The sequence below is a fragment of the Streptomyces milbemycinicus genome (genome assembly GCF_002154605.1).
GTDB lineage: Bacteria > Actinomycetota > Actinomycetes > Streptomycetales > Streptomycetaceae > Streptomyces > Streptomyces milbemycinicus.
The window spans coordinates 1-12,097 of the sequence record NZ_MUNE01000004.1 but is presented as its reverse complement, the minus strand read 5'-3'; the positions used below and the strand labels follow the sequence as shown (position 1 = coordinate 12,097).

Annotated in this window: 11 protein-coding genes; 6 read left to right on the top strand and 5 right to left on the bottom strand. The window is 70.2% G+C overall.

The features are described from left to right. The 3 genes from CCN51_RS00455 to CCN51_RS00445 form a co-directional block, all read right to left on the bottom strand. The coding region (locus CCN51_RS00455; RefSeq protein ID WP_086859163.1) for a S1C family serine protease at positions 1 to 915 on the bottom strand (915 nt) is incomplete at its 3' end. Positions 916 to 1,045: 130 nt separating this feature from the next. After that, the gene (locus CCN51_RS00450) at positions 1,046 to 2,068 is read right to left on the bottom strand and encodes a LacI family DNA-binding transcriptional regulator (RefSeq protein ID WP_014177637.1); all 1,023 of its coding nucleotides are present in this window, start codon (positions 2,066 to 2,068) and stop codon (positions 1,046 to 1,048) included. A 24-nt stretch (positions 2,069 to 2,092) separates the two neighbouring features. After that, entirely contained in the window at positions 2,093 to 2,908 is an 816-nt protein-coding gene (locus tag CCN51_RS00445; RefSeq protein ID WP_014177638.1) for a response regulator transcription factor, read from the bottom strand. Between the two features lie 343 nt (positions 2,909 to 3,251). Here CCN51_RS00445 and CCN51_RS00440 point away from each other — a divergent pair, with 343 nt between their 5' ends. Further along, positions 3,252 to 4,172 (top strand): alpha/beta hydrolase family protein, encoded by a 921-nt coding sequence (locus CCN51_RS00440; RefSeq protein ID WP_078610531.1) that lies wholly within the window; start codon positions 3,252 to 3,254, stop codon positions 4,170 to 4,172. Between the two features lie 111 nt (positions 4,173 to 4,283). Here the strand turns inward: CCN51_RS00440 and CCN51_RS00435 are convergent, their stop codons facing one another. Both CCN51_RS00435 and CCN51_RS00430 read right to left on the bottom strand, forming a co-directional pair. Next, entirely contained in the window at positions 4,284 to 6,179 is a 1,896-nt protein-coding gene (locus tag CCN51_RS00435) for an ABC transporter ATP-binding protein (RefSeq protein ID WP_014177640.1), read from the bottom strand. Positions 6,180 to 6,307: 128 nt separating this feature from the next. Beyond that, positions 6,308 to 8,041 carry an ABC transporter ATP-binding protein gene (locus CCN51_RS00430; protein ID WP_043487138.1) on the bottom strand — a complete coding sequence of 578 codons (1,734 nt, stop codon included), beginning with the start codon at positions 8,039 to 8,041 and terminating at the stop codon, positions 6,308 to 6,310. Positions 8,042 to 8,145: 104 nt separating this feature from the next. On the opposite strand from CCN51_RS00430, the gene CCN51_RS00425 reads away from it, so the two are divergent. The 5 genes from CCN51_RS00425 to CCN51_RS00410 all read left to right on the top strand — a co-directional run bounded on the left by CCN51_RS00425 (position 8,146) and on the right by CCN51_RS00410 (position 12,068). Then, the gene (locus tag CCN51_RS00425; protein ID WP_014177642.1) at positions 8,146 to 8,430 is read left to right on the top strand and encodes a MoaD/ThiS family protein; all 285 of its coding nucleotides are present in this window, start codon (positions 8,146 to 8,148) and stop codon (positions 8,428 to 8,430) included. A gap of 10 nt (positions 8,431 to 8,440) precedes the next feature. Next, the gene (locus tag CCN51_RS00420) at positions 8,441 to 9,835 is read left to right on the top strand and encodes a hypothetical protein (RefSeq protein ID WP_014177643.1); all 1,395 of its coding nucleotides are present in this window, start codon (positions 8,441 to 8,443) and stop codon (positions 9,833 to 9,835) included. A 173-nt stretch (positions 9,836 to 10,008) separates the two neighbouring features. After that, entirely contained in the window at positions 10,009 to 10,704 is a 696-nt protein-coding gene (locus CCN51_RS00415) for an LmeA family phospholipid-binding protein (protein WP_014177644.1), read from the top strand. A 259-nt stretch (positions 10,705 to 10,963) separates the two neighbouring features. Next, on the top strand, positions 10,964 to 11,044 hold the full coding sequence (locus CCN51_RS59785) for a putative leader peptide (protein ID WP_352133573.1): 81 nt from the start codon (positions 10,964 to 10,966) through the stop codon (positions 11,042 to 11,044). 184 nt (positions 11,045 to 11,228) lie between these two features. Further along, the gene (locus tag CCN51_RS00410; RefSeq protein ID WP_014177645.1) at positions 11,229 to 12,068 is read left to right on the top strand and encodes a sulfurtransferase; all 840 of its coding nucleotides are present in this window, start codon (positions 11,229 to 11,231) and stop codon (positions 12,066 to 12,068) included. Positions 12,069 to 12,097: the final 29 nt, after the last annotated feature.

Sequence of the window (12,097 nt, the reverse complement as noted above, 5' to 3'; positions counted from 1 at the left end):
GCCCCTCATGTTGATGAGCGCGCCGCCGGAGTTGCCGGGGTTGAGCGAGGCGTCGGTCTGGATGGCCTTGTAGGTGGTGGTCGAGGAGCCGACGTCGCCGTTGTACCGGCCGCCGCCGAACTCGAACGGCCACTCCCCGCTGCCGCCGCCCGGCCCCTGCCCCTGCCCCTGCCCCTGGCTCTCGTCCGTCGAGACGGTCACATCGCGGTCGAGCGCGGAGACGATACCGCTGGTGACGGTGCCGGTCAGCCCCTCGGGCGAGCCGATGGCCACCACCTGGTCGCCGACCCGGACCCCGCTGGAGTCGCCGAGCGTGGCGGCCTTGAGCCCGCTCGCGCCCTCGACCTTGATCAGGGCCAGGTCCTTGTTCTTGTCCGTGCCGACCACGGTCGCGCTCTTCTTGCTGCCGTCGCTGAAGGTGACCTTGATGGTGTCGGCGCCGGCGATGACGTGGTTGTTGGTGATGATCTCGCCGCCGCTGGTGATGATCACGCCGGAGCCGGTGGACTGGCCGCTGTTGGAGTTGGCGCTGATCTCCACGATGCTCGGGCTGACCGCCGTCGCGACGGCGCTGACCCCGCCGACCTTGCTGGAGGTGGCGTTGACGACGGTGGTCGTGGTGGAGCTGTCCGACTTCTGGGTCGCGTCCGTGACCAGCGCCGCCGTCCCGCCGCCCACGAGCGCCGAGACCACCGCCACCGCCGCGATCAGCAGCGCGGACTTGGAGGGACGCCGCCTGCGGCGGCCACTCCCGTGACCGCTTCCGGGCCATACGGTGACCCCCGAGGGGGTGGTGACGGGTTCCTGGGGCGCCTGCGCGGGCGGCGCCGGATAGGGTGCGGGATAGCCGGACCAGGCGCCGTACGGGGGCTGCTGGGGCTCGTAATCGCCGCTGCGGGGCGTGTTCTCCGTCATGTATATGACTGTGCGCAGCGAAGATGAGAACTTTCTGAGTGCCCGCTGAGAAGCCCGACAGAAGTCGGTATGCCCGAGATAAAGACACGGAGTCGAGATCGGAGCACGGGGCGAGGGACCGCGCCGCGTGTTACGCGCAGCCGCAGGACCGCCGCACCACCAGCGCCGACGGGAACTGCCGCACCCGCTCCCGCCGCGAGGACGCGGGCCGTACCCCGTCGTCCAGCACCATGTCGACGGCCGCGCGCGCCATCGCGGGCCGGTCGGAGGCGACGGTCGTCAGCGGCGGATCGGTGAGCCCCGCCTCCTTCACGTCGTCGAAGCCGGCGACCGCCAGCTCCCCGGGCACCTCCATGCGCAGTTCGCGCGCCGCCCGCAGCACGCCGATCGCCTGGTCGTCCGTCGCGCAGAAGATGGCCGGCGGCCGGTCGGGTCCTGACAGCAGCCCCAGGGCGACCTTGTAGGCGTCGTACCGGTTGTACGGGGCCTGGAAGAGCCGCCCCTCGGTGGACCGCCCGGCCTCCAGCATCGCCCGGCGCCAGCCCTCGACGTGGTCGGTGACCGGGTCGCCGACGGTCGGGGTGATCTCCATGCCGCCGATGCACGCCACGTACGCGTACCCGTGCTCCAGCAGGTGCCGTACGGCCAGCTGCGCGCCGCCGATGTCGTCCAGCACCACGGCCACGTCGTCGATCGCCTCGGGGCGCTCGTGCAGCAGCACGACGCGGGCGTCCCATGCCTCGATCTCGGCGGCGGCGTTCTCGCTCAGGCCCTGGCTGATGAGGATCAGCCCGGACACCCGCATGCCCAGGAAGGCGCGCAGATAGTGGACCTCGCGCTCGTCGAGGTAGTCGGAGTTGCCGACCAGCACCATCTTTCCGCGCTCGGAGGCGGCCTGTTCGACTGCGTGTGCCATCTCGCCGAAGAACGGCTGACGGGCGTCCGGCACGATCAGCCCTATGAGGTCGGTCCGCCGGCTGGCCATCGCCTGCGCGACCCGGTCCGGCCGGTAGCCGAGCTCCTTGATCGCAGCGAGTACCCGCTCGCGCGTGGCCGGGGCGACCGGCCTTGGTCCGTTATTGATGACGTAACTGACGACCGCCGTGGAAGTCCCCGCCAGCCTTGCCACATCATCCCGCGTCACCTTGGCCACGCGCGGAAGTCTACGCGGGTCCAGCTAAGTGTTGGCCGGGCGTGCGGCCCCGGCTTTCATGTTCTCCGCCATGTTCTCCGCGCGCGGCGCCCCGTCGGCCGGAGCCGCCTCGGGTGCCGCCCTCCCGGTGCCCGACCTGAGCTTGGACTCCTCGCCGCCGCGGTCGCCCTTCTCGGGCGAGACGAATCGGTAGCCCACGTTCCGCACGGTGCCGATCAAGGACTCGTGTTCCGGGCCGAGTTTGGCCCGCAGCCGCCGTACGTGCACATCGACCGTGCGGGTGCCGCCGAAGTAGTCGTAGCCCCAGACCTCCTGGAGCAGCTGCGCCCGGGTGAACACCCGGCCGGGGTGCTGGGCCAGGTACTTCAGGAGCTCGAACTCCTTGAATGTGAGATCCAGCACACGGCCCTTGAGCTTCGCGCTGTACGTGGCCTCGTCGACCGACAGATCGCCGTTGCGGATCTCCATCGGGCTGTCGTCCGTCGTGATCTGCTGCCGGCCCATCGCCAGCCGCAGCCGCGCCTCGACCTCGGCCGGGCCGGCGGTGTCGAGCAGAACGTCGTCGATGCCCCAGTCCGCGGTGACCGCGGCAAGGCCGCCCTCGGTCACCACGAGGATCAGCGGACAGCCGGGGCCGGTGGAGCGCAGCAGCTGGCACAGGCTGCGCACCTGGGGCAGATCGCGGCGGCCGTCGATGAGGATCACATCGGCCCCGGGGGTGTCCACCAGGGCCGGTCCCTCGGCCGGGGCCACCCGCACGCCGTGCAGCAGCAGCCCGAGCGCGGGAAGCACCTCCGTCGAGGGCTGCAGCGCGTTGGTCAGCAGGAGGAGGGAGCTCATCGGTGATCACCCGCCCCGGACGTCGTCCTATGGTCGTACACGCTTCGCTCGCCCATTACGTCGGTTCCTCCTCGGTCCCTGCGAGAGGGGGCACCTCCCAGGCCCGGCCTGGGGGAGTATGCGGCTACTGCTTCGTACCTGTGCTTCGTACCTGGCTGACTCGCACTACTTCGTGCGCACTGCTTCGTGTGTACTGCTTTACGCGACTCAGCACCACTTTGTGCCGGGCTGCGGCTCCGCGCCCTGGAGCGCGTGTGCGCTCAAACGCGCGGAACGCGCCTGAAAGCACAAAAGGACCCGGGGGCTGCTTTGCCCGGATCCTCTTCCCAGAAGAATAACCCACATGACACGTGGGATTAAGGCTGTATCCGCACCGCCTCATGTTTCCTTGATCACCGAGCGCGGACGGCCGACCAGGTTGTTGACGGACGACGGGGTGGCGATCGAGGCCGCGTACACGCCGTTTCAGCCGTATGGACCGGGGTCGGGCACGGACCCGGCCCCGGGTCCGGCCATCGTGGTCGCGCATGGTTTCACGGGTGCTCTGGAGCGCCCCGCGGTGCGCCGCGCCGCGGCGGCACTGGGCCGCCACGCGGCCGTGGTCACCTTCTCTTTCCGCGGGCACGGACGCTCCGCCGGGCGCTCCACGGTCGGCGACCGCGAGGTCCTTGACCTGGCCGCCGCGGTGCGGTGGGCGCGTCGGCTCGGACACCGGCGGATCGCCACGGTCGGGTTCTCGATGGGCGGCTCGGTGGTGCTGCGGCACGCGGCGCTGTACGGGGCGGCAGCCCCGGAAGGGAAAACGGGCACGGGGGCTCTGGAGGCTCCGGGGGCTCTTGAAGCGAAAGAAGGCGCAGGGGCGCGCGAAGGGGCGCACACCGACGCCGCCGTGGCGGTGAGCGCGGCGGCCCGCTGGTACTACCGGGGGACCGCCCCGATGCGCCGTGTGCACTGGGCGATCACCCGGCCGGCCGGGCGCCTGGTCTCCCGCTACGGGCTACGCACCCGTATCGACTCCCGCGGCTGGGACCCCGAACCGCTCTCACCGGTCGCCGCCGCGCCGCTGATCGCCCCCACGCCCCTGCTGATCGTCCACGGCGACCAGGACCCCTACTTCCCGCTGGACCATCCGCGGACACTCGTGGACGCGGCGGACCCGTCGTCCACAGAGCTGTGGATCGAGCCGGGCTTCGGCCACGCGGAGAACGCGGCCGGCCCCGCCCTGCTGGGCCGGATCGCCGCCTGGGCGACGACCCACGTCTGACCGGCTACGTCCGCACGGCTACACCCGCGCCGTTACGCCTGCGCCGTTGCGCGTGCGCCGTTACGCCTGCGACGTTGCACGTACGCCGTTACGCCTGCGCACCGGGACGGCTCACTCCGCCTCGGCCACCGGCTCCGCGAACTGCGCCTCGTACAGCCGCGCATAGGCTCCGCCCGCCTCCCGCAGCGACTCATGCGTGCCCTGCTCCACGATCCGCCCCGACTCCATCACGAGGATCACGTCCGCGTCCCGGATCGTCGACAGCCGGTGGGCGATCACAAAGCTGGTGCGGCCGGTCCGCAAGGAGGCCATCGCATGCTGGATCAGCACCTCCGTACGGGTGTCGACCGAGCTCGTCGCCTCGTCCAGAACCAGGATCGCCGGTTCCGCCAGGAACGCCCGGGCGATCGTGATCAGCTGCTTCTCACCGACGCTGATGTTGGAACCCTCGTCGTCGATCACCGTGTCGTAGCCGTCCGGCAGCGTCCGTACGAAGCGGTCGACATGCGTGGCCCTGGCCGCCTCCACGATCTTGTCGAAGGACGCGCCCTCCGCCCCGTACGCGATGTTGTCCGCGATCGTCCCGCCGAAGAGCCAGGTGTCCTGGAGCACCATGCCGATGTTGGAGCGCAGCTCCTCCCGGGACATGGCCGCGATGTCCACCCCGTCCAGCGTGATCCGCCCGCCGCTGACCTCGTAGAACCGCATCAGCAGATTGACCAGCGTGGTCTTGCCCGCACCGGTCGGGCCGACGATGGCCACCGTCTGGCCCGGCCGCACCGCCAGCGACAGGTCCTCGATCAGCGGCTTGTCGGGCTCGTAGCGGAAGGAGACGTCCTCGAACTCGACCCGGCCGCGCACCTGCTCAGGCCGCGCCGGCTCGACCGCGTCCGGCTCCTGCTCATGGGCGTCCAGCAGCTCGAAGACCCGCTCGGCGGAGGCGACGCCCGACTGCACCAGGTTGGCCATCGAGGCGACCTGGGTGAGCGGCTGGCTGAACTGGCGCGAGTACTGGACGAAGGCCTGGACATCGCCGATCGACAGCGCCCCGCTGGCCACCCGCAACCCGCCGACCACGGCGACCAGCACATAGTTGAGGTTGCCGATGAACATCATCGCGGGCTGGATGAGCCCGGAGATGAACTGGGCGCGGAAGCCCGCCTCGTACAGCTTCTCGTTCTGCACCCCGAAGAGCTCGGCGGACTCGTGCTGCCGGCCGAAGACCTTCACCAGCGAGTGGCCGGTGTACATCTCCTCGATATGGGCGTTGAGCTTGCCGGTGGACTTCCACTGCTGCACGAACTGCGGCTGCGCCCGCTTGCCCACCTTCGTCGCCACCACCACCGAGATCGGCACGGTCACCAGCGCGACCAGCGCCAGCAGCGGCGAGATCCAGAACATCATGGCCAGCACGCCCACGATGGTCAGCAGTGAGGTCATCAGCTGGCTGAGGGTCTGCTGCAGCGTCTGCTGGATGTTGTCGATGTCGTTGGTGGCCCGCGACAGCACCTCGCCGCGCTGCTGCTTGTCGAAGTACGACAGCGGCAGCCGGGCCAGCTTGTGTTCGACCTCCTCGCGCATCCGGAAGACCGAGCGCTGCACCACGACCGTGGCGATACGCGCCTGGAAGAGGTTGAGCAGCGAGGAGAAGGCGTAGATCGCGGTCACCCACATCAGCACGGTCCCTACCGCGCCGAAGTCGATGCCCTGGCCGGGGACCACGTCCATGGACGCGACCATGTCGGCCAGCGTGTCCTCGCCCGACCGCCGCAGCCCCTCGACGGCCTCCGCCTTGGTCCCGTCGGGCAGCTTCCGCCCGATGATGCCCGCGAAGATCAGGTCCGTGGCATGGCCGAGGATCTTCGGACCGAGCACCGAAAGCCCGACGCTGACCGCGCACAGCGCGAGCACCGCCAGCGCCATCCCGCGCTCGGGCCGCAGCATCGCCAGCAGCCGGCGGCTGGAGCCCTTGAAGTCCATGGAGCGCTCGGTCGGCTGGCCGCCCATGAAGCGCCCGGGGCCGGCCGCGGGCGCGGGACCTCTTCGGGGCGCGGCGGTGCTGGGCGGCGGGGCACTGGAGGTACTGCTGGAGGTACTGGCTGACGGTGCGCCGGCTGCCGGAGCGCTCTTCTCGCTCACGCTGCCTCCTGCTCGGTGAGCTGGGAGAGCACGATCTCCCGGTAGGTCTGGTTGTTCTCCATCAGTTCGGCGTGGGTGCCGGTGCCGACGACCCGCCCCTCGTCGAGGACCACGATCCGGTCCGCACCGCGGATGGTGGACACCCGCTGGGCGACGATGACCACCGTCGCGTCCTCCGTCTCATCCGCCAGCGCGGCGCGCAGCCGCGCGTCCGTGGCGTAGTCGAGGGCCGAGAAGGAGTCGTCGAAGAGGTACACGGCCGGCTGGCGGACCAGTGCGCGGGCGATCGCCAGCCGCTGCCGCTGGCCGCCGGACACATTGCCGCCGCCCTGCGCGATCGGGGCCTCGAGCCCGCCCTCCATGCGCTCGACGAAGTCACGGGCCTGGGCGATCTCCAGGGCCTGCCACAGCTCCTCGTCGGTCGCGTCCGGCTTTCCGTACCGCAGGTTTGAAGCGACGGTGCCGGAGAAGAGGTACGGCTTCTGCGGCACCAGGCCGATGGACTCGGCCATCAGGACCGGGTCCATGTCGCGTACGTCGACCCCGTCGACGTGCACACTGCCGTCGGTCGCGTCGAACAGCCGGGGCACCAGCCCCAGCAGGGTGGACTTGCCGCTTCCGGTGGAGCCGATGACGGCGGTGGTCTGACCGGGCCTGGCGACCAGTGAGACATCGCGCAGCACCGGCTCCTCGGCGCCCGGGTAGCGGAACTCCACGCCCCGCAGCTCCAGCAGGCCCCGGCGCTCCAGGGGCGGAACGGGCTTCAGGGGCGGAGCGACGCTGGTCTCGGTCTCCAGCACCTCCTGGATGCGCTCAGCGCACACCTCGGCCCGCGGCACCATCATGAACATGAAGGTGGCCATCATCACAGCCATCAGAATCTGCATCAGATAGCTGAGGAACGCGGTCAGCGCCCCGATCTTCATATCCCCGCTGTCGATGCGGTGCCCGCCGAACCAGACGACCGCGACGCTGGAGAGGTTCACCACCATCATCACGGCCGGGAACATCAGCGACATCAGCCGGCCGGCCTTCATCGACACGTCCAGCAGCTCGGTGTTGGCCCCGGTGAAGCGGTCCCGCTCATGCTGGTCGCGGACGAAGGCCCGGATCACGCGGATGCCGGTGATCTGCTCGCGCAGCACACGGTTGACGGTGTCGATGCGCTCCTGGACGCCGCGGAACAGCGGGCGCATCTGCCGGACGATCAGCGAGACGATGACGCCCAGGGTCGGGACGATGAGCAGCAGCAGCCCGGAGAGCGGCACATCCTGGTTGAGCGCCATGATGATGCCGCCCACACACATGATCGGCGCCGAGACCATCAAGGTGAACGACATCAGGGCCAGCATCTGGACCTGCTGTACGTCGTTGGTGGTACGGGTGATGAGGGAGGGCGCGCCGAAGTGGCCCACCTCACGCGCCGAGAAGGACTGCACGCGGTCGAAGACGGCCGCGCGCACATCACGGCCGAGTGCGCTCGCCGTCCGGGCGCCGTAGTAGACGGCGCCGATGGAGCAGACGATCTGCGCCAGCGTGATGGCGATCATCAGGCCGCCGACCTGCAGGATGTAACCGGTGTCACCCTTGACGACACCGTGGTCGATGATGTCGGCGTTGAGGGTCGGCAAATAGAGCGTCGCCAGTGTCTGCACCAGTTGCAGCACGACGATCAAGGCAATCGATTGGGTGTAGGGCCTCAGGTACGCCCGTATAAGTCGGACCAGCACACCGGAACCCTAAGCGAGGGTCTTAGGGCGTGCCCCTGGATTTACCGGTCTGCCGCCGGACCCCGTCATCATGGGGGGCGGCAGATGACGGGAGAGGGATCGCGATGGCGATGAAGAACACGGCGGGACCGCCGGCCGGCACCATCCGGTACTGGGCCGCGGCCAAGGCGGCCGCCGGCACCGCCGAGGAGCCGTACGCCGCGGCGACGCTCGCCGAGGCCCTGGCCGCGGCCCGGCAGCGGCACACCGCGCGGCCGGAGTTCGCGCGGGTGCTGGGGCGCTGTTCGTTCCTGGTCGACGGGGACCCCGTCGGCACCCGTGATCACAAGACGGTCCAACTGGCCGAGGGCGGCACGGTCGAGGTGCTCCCGCCGTTCGCAGGAGGGTGACCCCGACGTCATGAGCAACCAGCCGCAGCACCCCGGGAATCATCCGTACGACCCTTATGGGCCGAACGGGTCGGCCGAGCCGCCGTACCAGGCTTACGAAGGCTACGAGGAATACGACAGGGCGCAGCAGGGCGCGTACGGGTCCTACGCCCCGCAGGGGCAGTACGACGCGCACAGCCAGTACGACCCCCACGGGCAGCAGCCCGCCGCCTGGCAGGGCTACGAAGGGCAGCAGGGGTACGAAGGGCAGCAGGCGTACGACGGGCAGCAGGCGTACCAGCAGGGGTACCAGCACCCACAGCAGCAGGCGTACCCGGAGCAGGGGTACGCCCAGCACGGGTACCACCAGCAGCAGACGTACCAGGGGGCCCAGCCGCACCAGGCGCAGGGATACCAGGGGCAGCAGGGGCAGCAGGGGCAGCAGGGATACCAGGAGCCGTACGCCGCCGCCTTTGACGGTCAGCGGCAGCACGCCCCGGCCGCCCAGACGACGGCGGACACCATGCAGTTCGCAGCCGCCCCGCGCACCCCGGCCCAAGCCGTGCCATCGCCCTCGGCTCCAGCCAGGCCCGCCCCCAAGCCCGCCGAACCCAGCGGATCCGCCGAGCCCGCGGAGCCCGCCGCATCCGCCAAGCCGCTCACCGCCGCCCAGCGGGCCCGCGCCGAGGGCCGCTCGCCGATCATCGCGCCGGGTCTGACGCCCGCCGCCCTGACCGCCGTGCTCGCCGCCCTCCTCGCGGCCACCGCGCCGCTGGCCCGGCCAGCCGTCGCCGTCGTCGTGGCGCTGCTGCAGGCGGTCACCGCGGCCGGCTGGTTCCGGCTCAACGGCATGTGGCCCGCCCGGCAGGGCATCGCGCTGGCCTTCGCGGGCGGTCTGGCCGCGGACATCGGCCTGCTGACCACCGAGCGCGCCCACGCCCCGACGGTGCTCATGGGCACGATCGGCGTCTGGCTGCTGCTGGTGCTGATCCTCCAGCTGCGTAGCCACGCCTCGCCCGACGAGCGCCTGTACGGGCTGACGGCGACCGTCGCCTCGACCGCGGTCACCGTGATCGCGGCCGGGCATCTGGCCGCGGTCGCCGAGTCCTCGGACGCCGTCGTGGTGGGCGCCGCGGCCGTCGCCGTGGCGGCGCTCGTACGGGCCCTGCCGCTGCCGGGCGCGGCCTCCGCGGTTCTGGCGCTGGCGGCGTCCGCGGGCGTGGGCCTGGCGGCCACCCGGGTGACCGACACCGGCACCACCAGCGCCGTGCTGCTGGGCCCGGCGGCGGGGGTGTGCGCGCTGATCGGACTGCGTGTGGCGAGCTACGACTATCCGTCCCGCTTCGTCCATATGACCGCGGGTGTCGCCCTGCCGCTGGCCGCCGCGGCCCCGGCGGTCTATGTCATGGGGCGCGCCCTGGGGTGATCCAGACCCCGCCATACGGTCCGGACCCCGCCAGGTGACGGTCCGGACCCCGCCAGGTGATCCGGACCTCGCCGTGTGATCCGGGCCTCGCCGCCCGGCCACGCCCGCACCGCTGCGGTTAGGCTCGCAGCCTCAGGCATGGGCCTGAGCCAGAGCATGGGGGACCCAACGCAATGCGCGCACTGCGAATCACGGCGATCGTCTTCGTCGTACTCGGCATTCTGTTCGTCGCCGCCGACCGCCTGGCGGTGTATTTCGCGGAATCCGAGGCCGCCGACAAGATCAAGACCAGTCAGGGGCTGACCAACACCCCCGACGTCTCGATCAAGGGCTTCCCGTTCCTGACCCAGGTCGCCGGCAAGGAGCTGGACGAGGTCGAGATCGGCATGGACGGGCTGACCACGGACGCGGGGGGCGGCCGTACGGTGCGCGTCACCAAGCTCAACGCCTCGCTGCACAACGTCCGGATATCCAGCAGCTTCTCCTCCGCCACCGCCGACAGCGCCACCGGCTCGGCGCACATCAGCTACGCGGACCTGTCCACGGCGGCCGGCCAGGGCATCACGGTCGGCTACGCCGGGAAGGACGAGTCGGGCCGGGGCCGCGTCAAGATCACCGGACAGCTGATGGGCTTGAGCATGAGCACGTACTCCACGGTCACCATCGTCAATGGCGACACCATCCGGATGCGCGCCGAGTCCGTCCCGGGCAGCAAGATCCCCCAGTGGGAGGAGAAGGTGCGCCAGCGCACGGACATCGACCGCAAGATCGACGGCCTGCCGACGGGCATGCGGCTCGACAAGGTCGAGACGGACGAGGACGGCGTAGACGTCTCGGTCGTGGGTAATAACGTCGAGCTGGCGGGCTGAGCCGCCGGAACCCCCCGGCGCCGCCCCTCCCCTTGCGGCCGCCCCCGCATTCTTCCTCCAGGTCATTCCTTCTGTCCATCCGCTGAGACGATCTCGTCCGCGATGGCAGACATTCAGCGGACATCCATGGGCGTCCGGTGCCCCGCCGACCACTCGGCGGGGCACCGGACGCCCCTCTCGTTTCACATCGCGGACAATCTCGTCTCACCATCCGACACACCGGTGACATGCCCGCCAGTCCGTCCCTACGATCGGAGGCATGAAGCGACAGGCGGATCTCACGAAGCGGCGGGCAGTAGACCTGTGCCGCGTGGCCGCCATGCTCTGTCGCGCCGCCTGACGAGGACGCGCGGCCCGCTCCTTTTCCCGCCTCATCGGCCCCGTTCCCGCCTCATCGGCCCCGCTCCTATCGGCCCGTCAGCCGAGCCCGCCCGCACTCCGTTCGTACGCTCGCTACCGAACCGCGCGTAGCCCGCATACCGACGCGTACCCGTACCGCCGCAACTGCCCCGGAGGAGAGAAACATGAGCCGCAGTGACGTCCTGGTTGACGCCGACTGGGTACAGGCCCGCATCGATGACCCCAAGACGGTCATCGTGGAGGTCGACGAGGACACCTCTGCCTACGACAAGAACCACATCAAGAACGCCATCCGGATCGACTGGAAGCAGGACCTCCAGGACCCGGTGCGCCGCGACTTCGTCGACCAGGCCGGTTTCGAGAAGCTGCTGTCCGAGAAGGGCATCGCCAACGACGACACGGTCGTGCTCTACGGCGGCAACAACAACTGGTTCGCGGCTTATGCCTACTGGTACTTCAAGCTCTACGGGCACCAGGACGTCAAGCTCCTCGACGGCGGCCGCAAGAAGTGGGAGCTCGACTCCCGCGACCTGGTCGCCGAGGCCCCGTCCCGGCCGCAGACCGAGTACAAGGCCAAGGCCCAGGACGCCTCGATCCGCGCCTTCCGCGACGACGTCGTGGCGGCCATCGGCTCGCTGAACCTGGTGGACGTCCGCTCCCCCGACGAGTTCTCCGGCAAGCTGCTCGCCCCGGCGCACCTCCCGCAGGAGCAGTCGCAGCGGCCGGGCCACGTGCCGACCGCCCGCAACATCCCCTGGTCGAAGTCCGCCAACGACGACGGCACCTTCAAGTCCGACGACGAGCTCAAGGAGCTCTACGAGGGCGAGGGCGTCGACCTGTCGAAGGACACCATCGCCTACTGCCGCATCGGTGAGCGCTCCGCTCACACCTGGTTCGTCCTGCACGAGCTGCTGGGCCAGACCAACGTCAAGAACTACGACGGCTCCTGGACCGAGTACGGCTCCCTCGTCGGCGTGCCGATCGAGCTCGGCGCCAACAGCTGACCTCCCTCCCCCTCCCCCCCCCCCCCCCC

Bases quoted from the DNA above. Each gene is read 5' to 3' on its own strand.
- CCN51_RS00435 (WP_014177640.1), bottom strand. From the start codon at position 6,179: ATGGGCGGCCAGCCGACCGAGCGCTCCATGGACTTCAAGGGCTCCAGC.
- CCN51_RS00415 (WP_014177644.1), top strand. From the start codon at position 10,009: ATGCGCGCACTGCGAATCACGGCGATCGTCTTCGTCGTACTCGGCATT.
- CCN51_RS00445 (WP_014177638.1), bottom strand. From the start codon at position 2,908: ATGAGCTCCCTCCTCCTGCTGACCAACGCGCTGCAGCCCTCGACGGAG.
- CCN51_RS00425 (WP_014177642.1), top strand. From the start codon at position 8,146: ATGGCGATGAAGAACACGGCGGGACCGCCGGCCGGCACCATCCGGTAC.
- CCN51_RS00420 (WP_014177643.1), top strand. From the start codon at position 8,441: ATGAGCAACCAGCCGCAGCACCCCGGGAATCATCCGTACGACCCTTAT.
- CCN51_RS00440 (WP_078610531.1), top strand. From the start codon at position 3,252: ATGACACGTGGGATTAAGGCTGTATCCGCACCGCCTCATGTTTCCTTG.
- CCN51_RS59785 (WP_352133573.1), top strand. From the start codon at position 10,964: ATGAAGCGACAGGCGGATCTCACGAAGCGGCGGGCAGTAGACCTGTGC.
- CCN51_RS00410 (WP_014177645.1), top strand. From the start codon at position 11,229: ATGAGCCGCAGTGACGTCCTGGTTGACGCCGACTGGGTACAGGCCCGC.